Source organism: Bordetella sp. (assembly GCF_057362025.1).
Window position 1 is genome coordinate 73705 of record NZ_JBMQQZ010000052.1, and the last position, 19608, is coordinate 93312.

General features: G+C 66.7%; 16 protein-coding genes. 8 read left to right on the forward strand and 8 right to left on the reverse strand.

All coding sequences use genetic code 11. The features are described from left to right. Positions 1 to 71 precede the first annotated feature (71 nt). Positions 72 to 1829, reverse strand: a complete 1758-nt coding sequence (gene araD, locus ACO1P8_RS10520) for an L-arabinonate dehydratase (protein ID WP_486295835.1) — start codon at positions 1827 to 1829, stop codon at positions 72 to 74. 5 nt (positions 1830 to 1834) lie between these two features. Beyond that, positions 1835 to 2815: a Bug family tripartite tricarboxylate transporter substrate binding protein gene (locus tag ACO1P8_RS10525; protein ID WP_486295836.1), complete on the reverse strand. Its 981-nt coding sequence runs from the start codon at positions 2813 to 2815 to the stop codon at positions 1835 to 1837. Positions 2816 to 2982: 167 nt separating this feature from the next. Here ACO1P8_RS10525 and ACO1P8_RS10530 point away from each other — a divergent pair, with 167 nt between their 5' ends. Next, positions 2983 to 4107 (forward strand): LacI family DNA-binding transcriptional regulator, encoded by a 1125-nt coding sequence (locus ACO1P8_RS10530; protein WP_486295837.1) that lies wholly within the window; start codon positions 2983 to 2985, stop codon positions 4105 to 4107. A 3-nt stretch (positions 4108 to 4110) separates the two neighbouring features. Here ACO1P8_RS10530 and ACO1P8_RS10535 read toward each other — a convergent pair whose 3' ends face one another. From ACO1P8_RS10535 to dsdA, 4 genes are read right to left on the reverse strand one after another with little or no spacing between them, the layout of a single operon-like run. Further along, entirely contained in the window at positions 4111 to 5346 is a 1236-nt protein-coding gene (locus ACO1P8_RS10535; protein ID WP_486295838.1) for an NAD(P)/FAD-dependent oxidoreductase, read from the reverse strand. A gap of 4 nt (positions 5347 to 5350) precedes the next feature. Next, positions 5351 to 6874: an amidase gene (locus ACO1P8_RS10540; RefSeq protein ID WP_486295839.1), complete on the reverse strand. Its 1524-nt coding sequence runs from the start codon at positions 6872 to 6874 to the stop codon at positions 5351 to 5353. Positions 6875 to 6896: 22 nt separating this feature from the next. Further along, on the reverse strand, positions 6897 to 7883 hold the full coding sequence (locus ACO1P8_RS10545; protein ID WP_486295840.1) for a Bug family tripartite tricarboxylate transporter substrate binding protein: 987 nt from the start codon (positions 7881 to 7883) through the stop codon (positions 6897 to 6899). A 52-nt stretch (positions 7884 to 7935) separates the two neighbouring features. Further along, positions 7936 to 9276: a D-serine ammonia-lyase gene (gene dsdA / locus ACO1P8_RS10550; RefSeq protein ID WP_486295841.1), complete on the reverse strand. Its 1341-nt coding sequence runs from the start codon at positions 9274 to 9276 to the stop codon at positions 7936 to 7938. A gap of 142 nt (positions 9277 to 9418) precedes the next feature. On the opposite strand from dsdA, the gene ACO1P8_RS10555 reads away from it, so the two are divergent. Further along, a complete protein-coding gene (locus ACO1P8_RS10555) occupies positions 9419 to 10327 on the forward strand; it encodes a LysR family transcriptional regulator (RefSeq protein ID WP_486295842.1) in 909 nt (302 codons plus the stop codon). A gap of 14 nt (positions 10328 to 10341) precedes the next feature. Here ACO1P8_RS10555 and ACO1P8_RS10560 read toward each other — a convergent pair whose 3' ends face one another. Both ACO1P8_RS10560 and ACO1P8_RS10565 read right to left on the reverse strand, forming a co-directional pair. Next, positions 10342 to 10614, reverse strand: coding sequence for a hypothetical protein (locus tag ACO1P8_RS10560; RefSeq protein WP_094842215.1), 273 nt, complete (start codon positions 10612 to 10614; stop codon positions 10342 to 10344). Between the two features lie 410 nt (positions 10615 to 11024). Further along, on the reverse strand, positions 11025 to 11966 hold the full coding sequence (locus ACO1P8_RS10565; RefSeq protein ID WP_094842214.1) for a LysR substrate-binding domain-containing protein: 942 nt from the start codon (positions 11964 to 11966) through the stop codon (positions 11025 to 11027). Between the two features lie 167 nt (positions 11967 to 12133). On the opposite strand from ACO1P8_RS10565, the gene ACO1P8_RS10570 reads away from it, so the two are divergent. The 6 genes from ACO1P8_RS10570 to ACO1P8_RS10595 form a co-directional block, all read left to right on the forward strand. Further along, complete coding sequence (locus tag ACO1P8_RS10570) at positions 12134 to 14257, forward strand: hydantoinase/oxoprolinase family protein (RefSeq protein ID WP_486295843.1); 2124 nt, start codon at positions 12134 to 12136, stop codon at positions 14255 to 14257. Next, positions 14254 to 15933, forward strand: coding sequence for a hydantoinase B/oxoprolinase family protein (locus ACO1P8_RS10575; protein WP_486295844.1), 1680 nt, complete (start codon positions 14254 to 14256; stop codon positions 15931 to 15933). Before ACO1P8_RS10570 ends, ACO1P8_RS10575 begins: the two co-directional genes overlap by 4 nt. Positions 15934 to 16010: 77 nt before the next feature. Beyond that, positions 16011 to 17000 carry a Bug family tripartite tricarboxylate transporter substrate binding protein gene (locus ACO1P8_RS10580; protein WP_486295845.1) on the forward strand — a complete coding sequence of 330 codons (990 nt, stop codon included), beginning with the start codon at positions 16011 to 16013 and terminating at the stop codon, positions 16998 to 17000. Continuing rightward, entirely contained in the window at positions 16997 to 18160 is a 1164-nt protein-coding gene (gene metC, locus ACO1P8_RS10585) for a cystathionine beta-lyase (RefSeq protein WP_486295846.1), read from the forward strand. The genes ACO1P8_RS10580 and metC overlap by 4 nt, the downstream gene beginning before the upstream one ends. 58 nt (positions 18161 to 18218) lie before the next feature. After that, entirely contained in the window at positions 18219 to 19064 is an 846-nt protein-coding gene (locus tag ACO1P8_RS10590; protein WP_486295847.1) for an ABC transporter substrate-binding protein, read from the forward strand. A 32-nt stretch (positions 19065 to 19096) separates the two neighbouring features. Further along, positions 19097 to 19608 (forward strand): amino acid ABC transporter permease (locus ACO1P8_RS10595; RefSeq protein WP_486295848.1); only part of this gene is annotated, 512 nt, incomplete at its 3' end.

Genomic DNA, 19608 nt, shown 5'->3' on the forward strand with positions numbered 1-19608 from the left:
GAGCGATGCCGAACGGCGCGCGCGGTAAAGCGGGTTGCCGGTGCGTGCGGTCGCGGTACGGGGATTGGCGTTCAGTAGATCGGGGGTTCGGGGGTCGGCGCGCTGCCTTGCAGGAACGCGAAGTCGCAGCCTTCGTGGGCCTGGGTGACCTGCTCCTGGTAAAGCCTGGCGTAGCCGCGGGCGTAGCCGCGTTCCGGCGGCCGCCACGTGGCGCGCCGGGCCTGGAGCTCTTCCGGGGATACGTCCATGTCCAGCCGTCGCGCGCCGATGTCCAGCGTGATACGGTCCCCGGAACGCAGCAGCGCGAGCGGGCCGCCCACGGCCGACTCGGGCGAGATATGCAGGACGCAGGTGCCGTAGTGGGTGCCGCTCATGCGCGAATCGGACAGGCGCAGCATGTCGCGCACGCCCTGGCGCAGCAGCTTTTTGGGGATCGGCAGGTTGCCCCATTCCGGCATGCCGGGCGCGCCGATCGGCCCGCCATTGCGCAGCACCAGCACCGTGCCGGCGTCGACGTCCAGGTCGGGATCGTCCATGGCGGCGAGCATGGCCTCGTTCGAATCGAAGACCAGCGCGCGGCCGGTATGGCGCAGCAGCGCGGGGGTCGCGGCGGAGGGCTTGATCACCGCGCCATCGGGGCACAGGTTGCCGCGCAGGACGGCCAGGGCCATGCCGGATTCCGGGCAGTCCGCCGCGCCGGGCACCACGGGGTTATCCGGATCGCGGATCACGTCGTGGTCCTGGCATTCGATGCCGGCGATGTTGTCGCCCAGGGTAAGGCCCGTGACGGTCAGGGCGTCCAGCGACAGATGGGAACGCAGCTTGTTCAGCAGGGCGGGCAGCCCCCCGGCGTAGTGGAAATCTTCCATCAAGCGATTGCCCGAGGGGAAAAGATTGGCAAGCACGGGAATCTGCCTGGCGATGGCATCCAATTCATCGAGTCCCAGCTTCAACCCGGCCCGGCCGGCCATGGCGGGCAGATGGACCGCCGCGTTGGTCGAGCCGCCCAGTGCCATATAGGCGACCGCGGCGTTGCGCAGCGACTCCCCGTTCAACAGGCGCGAGGGCCGCAGGTCTTCCCACACCATATCGACGATGCGTTGGCCGCAGGCCCATGCCATGCGCGAGTGGGCGGCATCCATGGCCGGAATGCTGCTGGCGCCGGGCAGGGACAAACCCATGGCTTCGACGATGGCCGTCATCGTGCTGGCCGTGCCCATCGTATTGCACGTGCCGGGCGTACGGGTCATCTTTGCTTCCAGCGCGATCCATTCCCGCTGCTGGATGTTGCCCGCCGCGTATTCGTCCCAGTACTTGCGCGTGTGCGTTCCGGCACCCACGGTCTGTCCTTGGTAGCGGTCGTTCAGCATGGTGCCGGCGGGACAGAAAATGACGGGCAGGTCCATGGACAGCGCACCCATGACCAGGCCCGGCGTGGTCTTGTCGCAGCCGCCCATCAGCACCGCGCCGTCCAAGGGCAGGCTGCGCAGCAATTCCTCGGCCTCGATGGCCAGGAAGTTGCGGTACATCATGGTGGTGGGCTTGACCATGACTTCGCCCAGGCTCAGCGCGGGCAGTTCCAGCGGATAGCCTCCCGCCTGCAGGACGCCGCGCTTGACGGCGGCTGCGCGCTCGCGCAGGTGGGCGTGGCAGGGCGACAGTTCGCTCCAGGTATTCAAAATGCCGATGACGGGCCGGCCCATGAACTCATCGCGGTTCAAGCCTTGCTGCTGCATGCGCTGGCGATGCGCGAAGCCGCGGATGTTGTCCGTGGCGAACCATCGCTGGCTGCGCAGGGAGTCGAGGGTCTTGCGCGTGTCGGAGCTCATGCGTTTCATTCCATTCTGATGTTGGCGCGTTTGACCAGTTCGCCCATGGCGACGTAGTCCTTGCGCAGCAGCGCGTCGAATTCGGTGGGCGTGGACGAGAGGATTTCGTAGCCCTGCGCGGTCAAATTGCGGCGGAACGCCGGGTCGGCGAGCACGGCGCCCATGTCGCGGGACAGGCGTTCGACGATCTCCGTCGGGGTGCCGCGCCGCACCAGGATGCCGTTCCAGACCACCGATGTGGCGTCGGCGATCCCCGCCTGCGCCATGGTGGGAACGCCCGGCAGCAGGGGCGACGGTTTGTCATCGGCGATGGCCAGGGCGCGCAGCTTGCCGCTGTTCACCAGGGCCACGATCGCGGGCAGATTGTGGAACATCATGGGAACGCGGCCCCCCAGCAGATCGTTCAGCGCTTCCGGGCCGCCTTTATAGGGAATATGCAGCAGGCGTATGCCGGCACGCAGCTGGAAAAGCTCCGCCGCCATATGCATGGTGTTGCCGATTCCGGCCGAGCCATATTCCAGTTTGCCGGGACGCTGCTTCGCGGCGGCGACCAGGTCGGCCACGGTGCGGTAGGGCGTCTGCGCGCCCACGACCAGCACGTTGGGCATGCGATGCGTCAGCGTGACCGGTTGCAGGTCATCCAGCGGCGAATAACCCATCGACGGATAGATGTGGGGATTGATCGCCAGCGTGCTGGTGGACCCGAGCAACAGCGTATAGCCGTCGGCAGGCAGCCGCTTTGCCGCGTATGCCGAGCCGATGTTGCCATTGGCGCCGGGGCGGTTCTCGATGATGACGGACTGGTGCAGGCGTTCGTTCAGCGCCTGGGCGAAAGGGCGGGCGAACTGGTCGGCGGCACCCCCTGCCGGATACGGAACGACAAAGGTCAGGGCTTTTTCGGGATAGCTTCCCTGCGCCAGGGCGGACCGCCCCGCGCCAAGGCACAAGGCCGCGGCGGCCGCGGCGGTGAGTTCGCGACGATTCATGCGGTGTCTCCTGTCTTTTTTATTCCTTGCCGACGGGATCCGCCCCGACGGCGGGCCGGAAGGTACCGGTACCATACGATGCGTAAGGTACCGGTACCATTCCGGTTCGAAGTCTATAATGCGGCCCTCACGCCGTCAAACCCGACGGCATTCAAGCGGGGGACGCGTTGGCTCGCAGCAAGGCATCTGCGCAGGATACGGAGCAGGACAAAGACCCGGCCGCGCACGCCGGCCGGCGGAAGATCGCCCCCTATACCATTCATGACGTCGCGGCGATCGCGGGCGTCGCTTCGATTACCGTCTCGCGCTTTTTCAATACGCCGGAAAAAGTATCGCCGGCCCGGCGCGCGCGCATCGAGGCCGCCATCGCGCAAACGGGATTCGTGCCCAGCCAGGTCGCCATGGGCCTGGCGTCGGCGCGTTCCAAGGTCGTCTGCGCGGTGATCCCGAGCATCGCGAACTCGGTGTTTTCGGAGACCGTGCAGGGGATGTCGGACGTGCTGCGTTCGTCCGGCTACCAGCTGCTGCTGGCCAGCAGCAACTATTCGACGGTCGAGGAAGAAGGCGCGGTGTGTGCCTTCGCGGGTTGGCGGCCGGCGGGGATGATACTGACCGGCCCGGCCCATACCGACCGCGTGGATGCCATCCTGCGCGCCGCCGCCTTTCCCGTCGTAGAGACCTGGGATGTCAGGCCCAACCGGCCTTTCCACCAGGTCGGCTTTTCGCATGACCAGGTAGGGTATGACCAAGCCATGCACCTGGTCGAGCAGGGCGCCCGGCGCATCCGGTTCGTCAGGACGGGCATGCCGGAGGACTTCCGCGCGCAGCAGCGCGCGCTGGGATATTCGCGCGCCATGGCCGGGCGCGGGCTGGCGGGCGACGTGGAAACGCCGGAAGAAACCGATCCCTTCGAAGCCGGCGCACAGGCGATGGCGCGTTTCGCGCGCGCCGGCAGGCGCACCCGTCCGCAGGCCATCATCTTCGCCAATGACAACATGGCCGCCGGCGCCATCCTGGCGGCGCCGGAATGCGGCCTGGTATTGCCCAGGGACTGCGCGATCGTGGGCTTCGGCGACTTTCCCATCGCGAAACGGCTTACCCCCGCGTTGACCACCGTGCATCCGGGCCGCTACGAGATCGGCAGCACGGCGGCTCGGCTGGTTCTGAAATTGATCCAGCGCGAAGCGGACGCGGGGGCCTTGGCCAAGCCGCAGTCGCATCATGTCGCCACGCAATTCCTGGTGCGCGCCAGTTCCCGCGTGACGGGCCGTACGCCGAAGTCGAGCGCATAGGCCCTAGAGCAGCCGCTCGGCCCGGAACGGCGTCGGATCGATGAAAGGCCGCGCCCCCTCGATCATGTCGGCGATCAGCCTTCCGGTCACCGGTCCCAGGGTGAAGCCATGGTGCGCGTGTCCGAACGCGAACCACAATCCAGCGTGCCGGGGCGCCGGTCCGATGACGGGCATCATGTCCGGTGTGCAGGGCCGGCATCCCATCCACGGTGCGGCGTCCACACGCGGCCCCAGCGGAAACAGCCCGCGCGCGACAGGCTCGACGGCCGCCAGTTGATGGGGGGAGGGCGGTGCGTCGCGGCCGGCGAACTCCGCGCCCGTGGTCAGGCGGATTCCGCGCGCCATCGGCGCCAGCAGGAAACCGTTGTCGGCGTCCAGGACGGGATGGCCCAGCCGCGCGTCGCCATCGGCGGCGTAATGCATGTGGTAGCCGCGCTTGACGGCCAGCGGAAGGCGGTAGCCCAGCCGGCGGGTCACCACGTCCGCCCACGGTCCCAGGGCCACGACCGCCTGCGGGGCGTGCACGGCGCCCCGATCGGTACGCACCTGCCATTCGCCTTGCAGCGTGGCCGCGTCGCCGGTCAGGATACGGCCGCCCAGCGACTCGAAGTGCCGCGCGTAGGCGGCCACCAGCGCATGGGGATCGGAAACCGACTGGGCGTCGGTATAGCGCAGGCCGCCCGCCAGCGAGGGGCTCAACGCGGGCTCCAGCCGGCGCAGCGCCTGGGCATCCAGCGCTTCGAAGCCGACACCGAATTCGCCACGCCAGCGTTCGGCCACGCGGATTTCCGCATCGCGCGCGGCGGCGCGGCGGAACACCTTGATCCAGCCCGTGGGCCGGATCAGTTCCCGCGCGCCGGCCGCGTCCGCCAGGCTATGGTGCTCCGCCAGGCAATGTTCGATCAGCGCGGCGTATCGCGCCGCGATGGCCGCGTGGCGCGCCGGATGCGAATGATGCCAGTACCGGTACAGAAAGGGCATCGACCTGACGAGGGTGGCCGCGCGATAGCGCACATCCGGGGCGCGATTGCCGGCGTACCGGATCAGGGCGCCGAGATCGCGCGGAAATGCATAGGGATAGACGCCTTCGCACTGGATCAGGCCGCCGTTGCCGAACGATGTTTCGGTACCCGGCGGCTTGCGATCGATCAGGGCGACCGACTTGCCGCGCATCTGCAAATGCGCGGCGGCGCAGACGCCGACGATACCCGCGCCCAGGACCAGTACGTCGAACTTCATCGCGCTATACCGCCGACACGCTGTTGGCGGACCGCGCGCCGTCGATCAGCGGCGGCGTCGTCACGATGGATCGCAGCTCGGGACGCGCGGGCTTCAGGGCGGAGACATCGGGCACGGGGCGGCGCAAGGCCTCGATGGCGGCGAATGCCTGCTCCATGGCCTGCGCCGCGGCCAGCAGCGCATGATCGCCGCGGAAGCGCCCGACCGCCTGCAGGCCGAAGGGCATGCCGCGATGGTCGCGCCCGCAAGGCAGGGCGATGGCCGGATGCGTGGTCAACGTGACCACGTAGGTCAGCGCCAGCCAGCGGTAATAATTTTCCTGGCGTTCGCCGTTGATGGTTTCCGCGTACAGCTCGGTCCACGGAAAAGGCGAGACCGGCGTGGTGGGCGACAGTACCAGATCGTAGTCCTGGTACACGTCCTGGAAGCGCTTGATCAGGCGCGTTTGTTCGGCCTGGGCCCAGGCGCTGTCCTTCAGGCTCATGGCCGCACCCAGTTCGTAGTTGGCGCGGGTGTTCGGTCCCAGGCTGTCCGGATCTTTATCGTAGGCCTCGCCCATGCCGGCGACGAAGGCCTCGGCGCGCAGGACATCGAAGCAGCGGTGCGCGTCGCCGAGCGCCATGTCGACGGGATCGCAGGCGGCGAAAAGATGCCGCATGGCGGCGATTTTTTCGCGGAAGACCGCGCGGATGCCGTCGTCGACCGCGCACACGCCGAAGTCTTCCGTATAGGCCACGCGCAGCGTGCCGAGATCCGCCACGCCGGGCCGCAGGAAAGACAGCGGATCCAGCGGATAGCTGAGCGGATCGCCGGCATGCATGCCGGCGCTGGCGGCCAGTTGCAGGCAGGCATCGGCCACGGTACGGCCCATGGGGCCGACCACCGAGATCGGCGTCCAGCCCAGGGGCTTGCGTACGCTGGGCACGACGCCCGGCGAAGGCCGCAAGCCGACCACGCCGCATTTGGCGGCGGGGATGCGCAGCGAACCGCCGGTGTCGGAGCCCGTGCAGACCGGCAACATGTCGCAGGCCAGCGCGGCCGCGGAGCCGCCCGACGAACCGCCGGCATTCAGGTTGGGATCGAAGGGGTTGCCGGTCGCGCCCCAAACCGTATTGCGCGAATTGGCGCCGGCGCCCATCTCCGGCACATTGGTCTTCGCCGTCACGATGGCGCCGGCGCGCCGCAGGCGGCCCACCAGTTCCACGTCCTGCTCCGGCACATGGCCGCGGTAAATGGCCGAACCGTAGGTGGTCAGCAGTCCGGCGGTGGCTTCCAGGTCCTTTACACCCAGCGGCAGGCCGTGCAGCAGGCCCAGCGGCTCGCCCTGCATGACGGCACGCTCGGCCTCGCGTGCCGCGGCGCGCGCCTGTTCGTAGGCGGTCGCGGTGATGGCGTTGACGTAGGGGTTGACCGCATCGATGCGGTCGATGCAGGCCTGCAGCAGTTCGACGGGCGATACCTGGCGCGCACCGATCAGGCGGCGCAACTCCACGGCCGATAGCGCGACGAGGGAGGAAGTGGACGTCATGGAAGGTTCCGGATCGGGTTCGTCAGTCTGCCTTGATGTTCGCGCGCTCGGCGATTTCGCGCATCTGCGGCAGTTCTTTCAGGATCAGGGCCTCGCCCTGTTGTCCGTTCTCGAACTCGGGCTCGAAGCCCAGCGCCAGCAGGTTCTTGCGTACCTCGGGATTGGCCATGACGTTGGCCAGAGCCTGGCCCAGCCTGGTCTTCACCTCTGCGGGCAGGCCGCGCGGCGCGGCCACCATCAGCCAGGTGTCCATCGCGACTTGCGGATAGCCCGACTCGGCGAAGGTCGGCACATCGGGCAGGAAGGTGGAGCGCTGCGGGCTGGAGACCGCGATGGCCTTGACCTTGCCGTTCTTCAGCTGCGGCAGCGCCGCGGCGACCGTATCCACGGAAAACGGGATCTGGCCGCCGATCAGGTCGGCCATGGCCGGCGCGCTGCCTTTGTAGGGGACGTGCGTCAGCTTGATGCCGGCCGCGGCGGCGAATGCCTCGCCGACGAAGTTGGCCGTCGTGCCGCTGCCGAACGAACCGTAAGGGGTGCCGGCGTGCGCCGGGTCCTTGACGTAGGCGAGGAAGGATTTCAAGTCGTTGACCGGCACCTGCGGATTGGCCAGCAGGATCAGCCCGGTGCGTCCTACGATGCCGATGGGTTCGAAACTCTTGACGGGATCGTAGGGCAGTTCGCGGCGTACCGCCGGATTGATGGTGAAGGTGGTGCCGGAACTGACCAGCAGCGTATAGCCGTCGGGTGCCGAGCGCGCCACATACGATGCGCCGATCACCGTGCCGGCGCCGGCACGGTTTTCGACGACGACCGTCTGGCCCAGTTCCTTGCCGAGCGCCTGCGCGAGGACGCGGCCGCTTACATCGGTGGCGCCGCCGGGCGGGAAGGGCACGATCAGCGACACCGGGTGCGTGGGATAGCCGGTCTGCGCGGCGGCAGGCAAGGCGGGCGCGAGCAGGCAGGACAAGGCCAGGCCGGCGGCAATACACGTGGAACGCATGTTCATGATGGACTCTGTGGACGTAGGGTGGATGAAAGGGCGGTCCTGCGGGTCCGCCTCAGGTATCGGCCGGGCTCGACCTGCCCCGGCTCAGGAAACGATCGAATTCTTCGGGCGGTACGAAACGCCCGCCGGTGGTCCACACCAGGTGCGTGGCGCCGCGCATGGCCTGCGCCAGGCCGCGCGATGCCAGGTACGCCTGCCCGGCCGGCGTTGCGCAAAGCCGCGCCGGCCCGCTGAAACCCGCCGCCGCGGACGGTTCGATGCGCAAGCCTTCGCTGTCGTGCAGGCGCGCGAGGTCCGTGAAGAGGGCATCGTCGGCGACGGTATAGATCCCGTCCAGCCGCGTCGCCATGACGCCTGCGGCCAGGTCGGAGGCACGCGGCACCGCCAGTCCATCGGCCTCGGTGCGATTGCTCAGGCCCACGTCGTACACCGAAGGCGTGGCGCCGGCCCCCGGCAGTTGGCCGGATCCGGCCATCATGCGGACCAGGAAGCAGGGCGATTGGGTCGGCTCGGCGAAAAAGCAATGCACGTGCGGGCCCAGCGCTTCCTTCAGGCCGAAGGCGATGCCGCCCGGCGCGCCGCCCACGCCGCAGGGAAGGTAGACGAACAGCGGATGCGCCGCGTCCACCGCGATTGCCGCATCGCGCAACTGGTCGCGCAAATGCAGGGCCGCCGCCGCGTAGCCCAGGAACAGCGACGACGAACGCTCATCATCGACGAAATAGCCATTGGGATCGGCCTGTACCCGCGCGCGGCCCGCAGCCACCGCCTTTTCGTAGTCGCCCGCATGTTCGACCACCGCCACGCCGCGCGCGCGCAGCCGCGCCTTTTTCCATTCCTTGGCATCGGCGGACATATGCACCGATGCCCGGAATCCCAGCGCGGACGCGATCACGCCGATCGCCAATCCCAGATTGCCGGTGGAGCCCACCGCGACCTGATGGCGCGAGAAGCTGGCGCGCGCCTGCGGCTCGGCCAGGACGCGATAGTTGTCGCCCGCCCGGATCAGCCCTTCGCGCAAGGCCAGCGATTCGGTGAATTCCAGGACCTCGTGCACGCCGCCGCGCGCCTTGATGGAGCCGGCCACGGGCAGATCGTGGTCGGCCTTGATCCACAGCCTGCCTTGGGATTCCGGCAGGCGCAGGGCCGCGCGCATGCCGTCGACCGGCAGCAGGGGGGACTCGATCGCGCCCGCCGTTTCGTGCAGTTCGGGAAACAGGACGGTCAGCAGCGGGGCGAAACGGTCGAAGCGCGCGCGCGCCTGCCGTACGTCTTCCAGCGTGAAGGGGGATGCTTCGTTCGTATCCGCGCCAGCGGGCCGCGTCCACAGCAGGGGCCGCCCCTGGCGCAGGGAGAGCACGGGTTCGGAATCGGCGGCATGTGAGGCGATCATGGCGGTGCGGGCAGCGTTGCAACGAGGATGAAACACGCCAATGCTAGGGGCGGTCCTCCCGTGCAGCAATATCAAGGTTTAGAATGTTTCGTTGCGAAAAACGCAATCCATATCGTCGCCCTGCGACCCACGGGACCCATCCATGAACAATCAGGTTCTCCAAGGCACCGCGCTGCGGTATTTCCTCGAAGTCGTTCGTTCGGGGTCCGTTACCGAGGCGGCGGAGCGCCTGGACGTCGCGCCGTCGGCGGTCAGCCGGCAGATTGCCCGCCTGGAGCGCGAACTGAACACCCTGTTGTTCGAGCGGCGCGCGCGCGGCATGGTGCCGAACGCCGCGGGAGAGGTGCTGGCTGCACACGCGAAACGCATGCAGCAGGACGTCGAGCGGGTGGCCGGGGACATCCTGGCCCTGCGCGGCCTGCGCCATGGGAAGGTGCGGCTGGTCAGTACGGAAGGCTATGCGTTCGATTTCATTCCGTCCCTGATCGCCATGTTCCGGCAAAGCTACGCCGGCATCCGCTTTTCGCTGGACGTGTGTTCGCAGCAGGACGTTCCGCGCCGCATCCGCGATGGCGAGGCCGATATCGGCCTGACCTTGAGCCTGACATCCGAGCGCGACATCCGCGTCGAGCTGCGCACGCCCGCGCCCGTCCTGGCCGTCCTCGCACCCGATCATCCCCTGGCGGGCAAGCGCACGCTGTCGCTGGCGCAGGTGGCGGCCTACCCGCTGGCGCTGCCGGACCGCGATTCGACCTTGCGCCAGTTGTTCGATATCAGCAGCAGCCGCCAGCAGTTGCGCTACGAGCCGGTGTTCGTCAGCCGGCATATCGATGCCCTGATCAGCTTCGCCAGCGCGGGGGGCGGCGTGGCGTTATGCGGGGAGCTGCCTGTCCGTGGACGGCTGCAATACGGCAGCGTGATCGCCGTTCCCCTGCGCGACCGCGAAATGAACGAGCGTCACTTCGAAGTGCAAACCCTGGCTGGGCGCATCCTGCCGGATGCGTGCAAGGCCTTTCTCGGCCATATCCGCGACGCCGTGCGCGCGGCCTAGGCCCTGGACCGCTGCTAGTCCTGCGCCGGCTTGCTCGGCCTGGCCGGCAGGCCATCGACCACGGTGCGTCCGAACAGGATCGCGGCATGCACGGCTTCGCCGGGACTCACCACGAAGCCGCCTTCCGCGAAGCGGGGCACCTCGTAGCTTTCGCCGGCCTCCGGCGAAGAGGCGATGCCGACCAGGATGGTCGCGGCAAACATGGGCGAGCCGTTCGCCACGGCCGGGGGCCGGGCGATCTTGGCGTTCAGGCGATAGCCTTTGTAGACGGTATTGTTTTGAAGCATGTGGCACCTCGCCATTTCAAGTGAATCGCGTGGGCGCCTGGACGGCGCCGACGCTGAAAACAATAAAGCCCTCCGGCGGGAGGGCTTCATGCCGGAACGGAGTGTCCCGGGGTGTGCATGCAGCGGCTGTTTCCGCCTTGGCCAGGGGGAATGAAACCGGTGGGTCGTTCGGGGATGAAGCAGGGGGCGGTGCCGCTACGCATGGCGTTCTCCTTGAGACGGACGGCATGTCTTCATGCCAGGACGGATATCAAGGAGAGGATTTGTCAGGTCGGTATGTCGCGGAACGGGGCAAAATCGCGGTGCTTGAATGTCTTCCATCGACTATTGGCACTGGCGCGGCCGGCGTCAACACAATTATCGAAACAGTTGTACCAGCCGGGCAGGGTGCCGGTACGGCACGCATCGTACTAGGGCTGAGGTAAACCCGCGGGCGGCGCGTGCTGGCCTTCTTCCACGGTACGGCGCGTTACCTGGGGAGCGAGAATCTCGATGAACGCATAGGCGTACGCGCGCAGGTAATGCTTGCGGTTGAGCACGATGAAGGTCGTGCTGGCGGAGAACAGGTGGTCCACATTGATTGCCCGCAGTCCGCGGTCGCGCTTGGGATCGAAGACAAGTTCCGGCAGGACGCTGACTCCCAGGCCTTGCTCCACATAGGCCTTCACGACATCGGCATTCGTGGCCTTGAGCAGGGTCGGGGCTTGCTTGCCCAGGCGTTCCAGGGTGTCGAGCACGACCGAGCCGGTCTGCGACGGTTCGTACATCACGATGGAATAGCGGGCGATATCGTCGAAGGTGGGGCGCGGCACCTTGAGCAGGGGGTGTCCCGCGGCCACCAGCAGCAACCGCCGATACGTCTGGAACGGGATGCCGAACAAGTCGCCCTGGAGATCCCCGGGCGAACTGAGAATGCCGATGTCGGCCTGGCCCGCGCGCATCGTATCGGTGATCTGGCGCCCGCTCTCCGGGCGTATCGTGATGTGTACGCGGGGATAAAGATCCGCGAACTTCTTCAGGATCACGGGAAGCCTGAACCTTGCCTGCGCGTGACTGGCGGCGATCGTCAGCGTGCCGCTGTCATCGGCGCTGTGCGCGTTGGCAAGCTGCCGTATATCGTCGATCTCCATCAGGGCGCGGCGTGCCCGTTCGATGATTTCGCCGCCTATCGGCGTGATCGCGGTCAGCCGGTTGCGCTGGCGCGTGAATATCGTCAGCCCCAATTCTTCTTCCAGCAACCGGATCTGCGTGCTGACGCTGGGTTGGGAGACATGCAGCAGTTCGGCCACGCGCGAGACTTTCAGGTCGCGGCGCGCGACCTCGGTGATGAAGCGCAATTGCTGGAGATTCACGGGATTCCCTTGCCTTCCGGGCCGTATTTTCCAGGCCCAGTATAGGTTTTTCGAATAGCTAATAATATATAAATATTATGATTTATCTGGGGCGCTTGCTACCTTCCCGTCACGCCTTCGCAACGGCATTTTGTTAAAGCGCGGGCGGACAACCAATCAGGGAAGGTATGGACACCACTATCCCCAGCCCGCGCGCGGTGCTGGCCCTCGACATCGGCGGATCGTTCACCGACGCCGTACTGATGGTCGGCGCGAAGACGCACACCACCAAGGTACTTACCACGCCGCTGCAGCCGGAATTGGGCGTGCTGCAGGGCGCGCGGGAAGTCCTGGCCAAGGCGGGGCTGCCCGCCGGCGAAGTCGCGCTCTTCATCCTGGGCACCACGCTGGCCACGAACGCGCTGATCGAACGCAAGGGCGCGCGCACGGCCTTGATTACGACCGAGGGATTTCGCGACGTCGTCGAGATCGGGCAGGAAAACCGCTACGCGCAATACGATATCTTCCTGGAAAAACCGGTACCGCTGGTGCCGCGCGACCTGCGCTTCGGCATACCCGAACGTATCGACGTCCACGGCAGGACGCTGTTGCCGCTGGACGAGGCCGCGGTTCGCCGCGTCGCCGGCCAGTTGCGCGAGGCCGCGGTGGAAAGCGTCGCTGTATCGTTCCTGCACAGCTACGTCAATCCCGCGCACGAAGCCAGGGTCGGGCAGATCCTGGCCCAGGAGCTGCCGGATCTCTGGATCACGCTATCTTCCGACGTCTGCCCGGAAGTCCGCGAATACGAGCGGACCTCCACCGCCTGTGCCAACGCCTACGTCCAGCCGGTCGTGGCGCGATCGCTGGGCGAACTCGACCGGCTGATGCGCGAAGCCGGAATGGGCTGTCCCATTTACCTGATGACGTCCGGCGGATCGCTGACCTCGCTGGAATTGGGCGCTCGCCAACCCGTCAAGCTGGTGGAATCGGGCCCGGCCGGCGGCGCCATCCTGGGCCGCAGGATCGCCGAGCAATGCGGCGAGCGCCACGTGCTTTCCTACGACATGGGCGGCACCACCGCGAAGATCTGCTTCATCGACGAGTACACGCCGCAGCTCTCCCGGACCTTCGAATTCGGCCGCATGTATCGCTTCCTGAAAGGCTCGGGCCTTCCCATCCGGATCCCGGTGATCGAGATGGTCGAAATCGGCGCCGGGGGCGGCTCGATCGCGCACGTCGACACGCTCGGCCGCATCCAGGTCGGGCCGGACAGCGCGACGTCCAATCCTGGGCCGGCCTGTTTCGGGCGCGGGGGAACGCACCCCACGGTGACGGACGCGAACTGCGCGCTCGGGCTGTTGGATCCGGCCCGCTTCGCCGCGGGCAAGGTCAACCTCGCGCCCGGCGCGGCGCGCGCCGCCATCGCGCGCGACGTCGCCGATTCGCTTGGAATGGGCGCCGAGATGGGAGCATTGGCGATCAGCGAAATCGTCGCGGAGAATATGGCGTGCGCCGCCCGCGTGCACGGGATCGAGTTGGGCAAGGATATCGAGCGCTACACGATGATCGCCTTCGGTGGCGCGGCGCCCCTGCACGCGGTGCAGATGGCCGCCAAGCTGGGCATCGACCGCATCATCGTCCCGGTGGGCGCAAGCGTCGGGTCGGCGCTGGGCTTCCTCTGGGCGCCGATTGCCTACCAGGCACTGCGCAGCCTCTATCAGTCCGCGGATGGCATCGACCTGGATGCGGTGAACCGTGTGCTGGAAAGCATGTACCTGGAAGCCAGCGCGGCCGTGGAAAGCGCCGCCCCGAAAGGCAGCCGGCTAGAAACGCGCTGTGTCGCGTTCATGCGCTACCGGGGGCAGGGGCATGAAATCCCCGTCACCTTGCCGTCCACCCAACTGACGCCGGCGCTGGCCAGCGGCCTGGCCGAGCTGTTCGAACGAGAGTACCGCGCGCTGTATGGCCGCATCATCCCTGGCGTCGGGGCCGAAATCCTGACCTGGACACTGACCGTATCGACCGGCCAGGCGGCCACGCAGGACGAGGACCGCCGTCCCGCCGGGATACGCAGGCCCGCGCCCTCGGCCTATCGGCCCGTTTTCGACACGGCGCTGGCGCGCGCGGTCGACATACCCGCCTTCGATCGCGAGGCTTTGTCCGTGTCGGACCACATCGACGGACCGGCCCTGATCGTCGAGGACCAGACGACCACCGTCGTTCCCGCCGGTTTCACCGCCCGGGTCGACGCCCGCCACTATCTGATCATCGACCGCGACCGATCGTCGAAGGCACAGCGAGGTGAAGCATGAGCACCCGGGACACTCGTTCGGCGACTGCCCTTATCCGCAATCAGATCCTTTGGGATCGCCTTATCGCGGTGGTCGAGGAGCAGGCCCAGACCATCATCCGCACGGCGTTCGGCGCGGCGGCGCGGGAAGCGGGCGACGTTTCCGCCGGCCTGTTCCTGCCCGACGGGCGGATGATCGCGCAGGCCGTCACGGGTACGCCGGGACACGTCAATTCGGTCGCCGAGTCGGTACGCCATTTTCTTGTGGAGTTTCCCGCCGACGGCATGCGGCCGGGCGATATATACATCACCAACGATCCCTGGAAGGCAACGGGCCATCTGTTCGACATCACGGTGGTGACGCCGGTTTTCCGGGGCGACAGCCTGATCGCCCTGTTCGCCTCGAACACGCATGTGGTCGATATCGGCGGGGTGGGCGTCGGTCCCGATGCCACGCAGATCTATCACGAGGGCCTGTTCATCCCGATCGCCAAACTGGCCGATGGCGGTGTGATGAGCAAGACGGTGCTCGACTTCCTGCGCGCCAATGTGCGGGATCCGGTGCAGGTGATCGGCGATGTCTACGCGCTTGTGTCCTGCAACGAAGTCGCGGGTAAGCGCCTGGCCGGCATGATGAGCGAGTATGGCCTGGAGACGCTCGTGCCCTTGGGCGAACACATCATCGCGCAATCCCGTGCCGCGATGCTCAAGGCGCTCGCGGACTGGCCCAAGGGGACGTGGCGTCACGAAATGACGATCGACGGCTACGAGTCGCCGATCCACCTGAAGGCATCGTTGCAGCTGACGGACGCCGGCATCGAAGTGGATTTCACCGGCAGCTCCGGCACCGTGCAGCGCGCGCTGAATGTGCCGAAGTCATATACCGACGCATACACCTCGTTCGGCGTGCGCTGCATCATCGGCGGCGAAATCCCGAACAACGCCGGCTCCTTGAGCGCCGTCAAGGTCATAGCGCCGGAGGGCTCCATCGTCAACGCGCTGCCGCCGTGCGCGGTGACCTCGCGCGCCATTGTGGGGATGATGCTGCCCGATGTGATCTTCGGTTGCCTGCGCCAGGCGCATCCCGACCGGGTGCCGGCCGAGGGCGCTTCCAGTCTGTGGAACATCCGCCTGGTCGGCGGCCAGCCCATGGCCGGCGCGCCCGCGGAGGACTTCCTCGCCGGCCGCCGGTTTACCCAGGTGTCGTTCACGACCGGGGGAACCGGGGCGCGGCCCAGGCAGGACGGACTGTCCACCACATCGTTCCCCAGCGGCGTCCGCAATACCGCGATCGAGATCTCCGAGACCATGGCGCCGGTGGTGTTCTGGCGCAAGGAATACCGGCCGGATTCCGGCGGCCCGGGCACCTTCCGCGGGGGCCTGGGACAGATCGTCGAAGTGTCGCATGCCGAAAATGTGCCCATGATCCTGGCGGCGACCTTCGACCGCATCAAGTTTCCGGCCCGCGGCGCATTGGGCGGCCAGCCGGGTGGTAGCGGAAGGGTGAGCCTGAAGTCCGGCAAAACCCTCAACGGCAAGGGGCGCCAATTGGTTCCCGCGGGCGACCGTGTCGTGATCGAAACGCCAGGGGGCGGTGGGATCGGCGATCCCCGCGAGCGTCCTCGCGACGATGTCGAACGCGATATCCGTCTCGGCTTGGTAAGCCGGGAGGCCGCCGAAAAGATCTACGGACAGTAAATCCCCGCCACGAAGGTGGTGGCACGAAGTTATCCAGCCTACCCATATGGGCCAATGCGGGCCCGCCGGAGTCGACCATGCCTCGTTTGCTGTTGATGATGTTGATTTGCCTGTGCTGTATCCCTGTCTCCAGCCAGGCCGGTACGTATCCGGACAAGCCGGTGACCATCGTTGTCCCGTATCCGCCGGGCGGAGGCGTCGACTTCGTGGGACGCCTGTTGGCGACGGGCCTGTCGCGGCTGGGCCAGCCCGTGGTCGTCGAAAACCGTGCGGGCGCGGGCGGGACCATCGGCGCCGCCTTCGTGGCGCATGCGCGTCCCGATGGCTATACACTGCTGGTGGGCGGCACCGGGCCGCTATCGATCGGGCCCTTGCTGACCAAAAACCTGCCATATTCCCCGTCGAAAGACCTGGATCCGATATCGCTGGTCGTCCTGATCCCGCAAATCCTGGTCGTGCATCCCTCGCTTCCGGTCAAGAGTGTCAGCGAGCTGCTGGCGCTGGCGCGTGCCAAGCCCGGCTCGCTGACGATGGGTTCCGGCGGTATCGGGACCGGCCAGCATCTGGCCGGCGCCATGCTCAACAGCCTGGCGCATGTCGATATACAGCACATCCCCTACAAGGGAACCTCGCTGGCGGTGAATGACCTGCTGGGCGGGCATATCGACATGATGTTCGCCGACCCGTCCGTCACGCCCATGATCAAGTCGGGGCAGCTGCGGGCACTGGGGCTTACCACGCCCAAGCGCTCACCCCTTATGCCGGATCTGCCGACCATCGGCGAGACGGTGCCGGGCTATGCCATGCAGAGCTTCTATGCCATCACCGCGCCGGCGGGCACGCCCGCGGATGTCGTGGCCAAGCTCAACGGCGCGGTAGCGGCGCTGCTGGCGGAACCCGATATCCACCAGAAGCTGGCGGCGGAAGGGATGATCGCGGCGCCCAGCAGCCCCGCCGAAGCGCGCGCCTTCATCGCGCAAACCACCGCCCATGCGGCCCAGCTGCTTGGTATCGACACCGCCGATGCGCCGCATACCGCCATCAATTCTCCTGCCAAAGCCCCATGATGAAGAACGATACGCTGCTCGTCCACGCCGGTCGCGACCCCCAGGCCCATCGCGGCATGGTCAATACACCGGTCTATCGCACCTCCACGGTCATCTTCCCGACCCTGGCGTCCTATGAAGACCGCAAGAAGCAGGGCGACAAATTCGTGCGCTACGGCCGGCATGGCACGCCCACGACCTACGCGTTCGAAGAAGCCATGGCGCGCCTGGAGGGCGGGCATAAGAGCCGGGTCGTACCCAATGGCCTGGCCGCCGTCGTGGCCAGCCTGACGGCGATCGCGCGCCCTGGCGGGCATCTGCTGGTTCCCGACAACGTGTATACGCCGGCCCGCCGCTTCTGCGAGGGGCGCCTGGCAAGCTGGGGGGTGCGCACGGAGTTCTACGATCCGCATCTCGGCGCGCGGATCGCAGAGCGGCTGACGGCCGATACGATCGCCGTCTATTGCGAGTCTCCCGGCTCACAGACCTTCGAGGTCCAGGATATACCCGCCATCGCCGCGGCCGCCCACGCGCGCGGTATCCCCGTGATCGCGGACAACACCTGGGCGACGCCGTATTTCCTGCGACCCTTCGAGCTCGGCATCGATGTCTCGATCCACGCCGCCACCAAGTACATCGGCGGGCATTCCGACCTGATGCTGGGTGTGATCACGGCCGGTGCATCCCATTGGGACGCCGTCCACCGCGCGGTCGACGACCTGGGCTATAGCGTGAGTCCGGACGATTGCTACCAGGGCTTGCGCGGCCTGCGGACGCTGGGCGTTCGTCTGCGCCAGCAGATGGAGAACGCGCTCGCGTTGGCACGCTGGCTGCAGGCGCAACCCGAAGTGGCCGGCGTGAACTACCCGGCACTCGAAACCCATCCGGATCACGCGCTGTGGCGCCGGGATTTCAGCGGCGCCGCGTCGCTGTTTTCGGTCGAGCTGCGGCCGGACTTCGCGCCGCGGCTGGAGAAGCTGGTCGACAGCCTGCGGCTCTTCGGTATCGGGTCCAGCTGGGGCGGGTACGAGAGCCTGATCAATGTCGTCAAGGCGGGCGGTTCCCGCTCCGTCACGAAGTGGGCGCCAGCCGGACCGGTGCTGCGCCTGCACGTGGGCATGGAGGATCCGCAGGACCTGATGGACGACCTGCGGCGCGGTTTTGCGGCGGCGTCGGCCTGATTCCGGGCCGGCGTCTCAGGTATTTCACGACATGCATTCACTCCAACGGAGACTCTCCATGAAAATTTCGCAGCGCTATCGCGGCCTGTGCAGCTTCGCCGTCCTGGCGGTTGGCCTGGCCTGCGCGTCGCAGGCTCACGCGGATCGCCTGGCCGAAATCAAATCGCGGGGCAAGCTGATCTGCGGCACGCAGAACGCTTCCAACCCGTATGCGTTCCAGGACGCCGAGACAAGAACATATGTCGGCTACGACGTGGATATGTGCAAGGCGATAGCCAAAGGATTGGGCGTCCAGCTGGAACACAAGGCCCTGTCCACCGAAGCGCGCATCCCGGAACTGAAGATGGGACGGGTCGACATGATCGCGGGCTCCATGGCCTATCTGCCTGAACGGGCGGCGCAGATCGACTATAGCCTGCAGTACCTGCAGGACGACATTCGCCTCCTGGTCAAGAAAAAGTCGGGCATTACCAGGCTGGCCGATCTGGCCGGCAAGAAGGTCTGCACGTCCAAGGGATCGAGCTCGTCGGCGGTGGCCCAGCGTGTCCTGACCAAATCCACGATGTTGAACTTCCAGGACGTGTCCGCGTGCTATCTGGCGCTGCAAAGCGACAAGGTCGAGGCCATGCCGGGCGGGGACCTGGGCCTGATCCGCTTTCGCATCGAATCGGAAAAAACCGGGGACCCCACCGTGCTGCTGGACGAGCCGATTTTTACCGAGCATATGGGGCTGGTCGTCAACAAGGGAAACCCGGATCTGCTCGCCGCGATCAACAAGATCATCGTAGAGATGGACCGCAGCGGCCAGCTGAGCGCGATCTACGACAAATGGATGGGCTCGGGCTCGCCGTATAAGTTGGTGCGCGCCTTCAAGGTCGAGCCTGTCGATCTCCATCAGCAGTAGAGAAAAGGCGGGCCGGCCCGGCCCGGATCGCTATGCAATTCGACTTCGCGTTTTTGATGTCGCATGACGTCCTCTCGGCCTTGCTGCTTGGGGTGGCGACCACGCTTCGGCTATTCGCCGGCGCGTGGGTGTGCGGGTTCTCCCTGGCCATCGTCCTGGTTGGCCTGGGCATGATCCCGCTGCGTCCGCTGCGCCTCGTACTGCGGATATTCATCGAATATCACCGCAATGTGCCGACCGTGGTCCAGATCATGGTCTGGTACTTCGGCATGCCGGATATCCTGCCGGAAGGGCTGCGGCTTTGGATCAACCACGGCAACGGCGAGTTTTCCTTCGCGCTCGTCGCGCTGTCGCTCAACGCCAGCGCGTATATGACCGAGGACATACGATCGGGCTTCCGCGCCATTCCCGTCGCGCAGCAGGAGGCCGCGCGTTCGATCGGCCTGAGCGCGTTCCGTGCGTTGCGCTACGTGACATTGCCGCAGGCGCTGCGCATCGGCGTGCCGCCGCTGGTGAATCGCTCGCTGATCCTGTTCAAGGACAC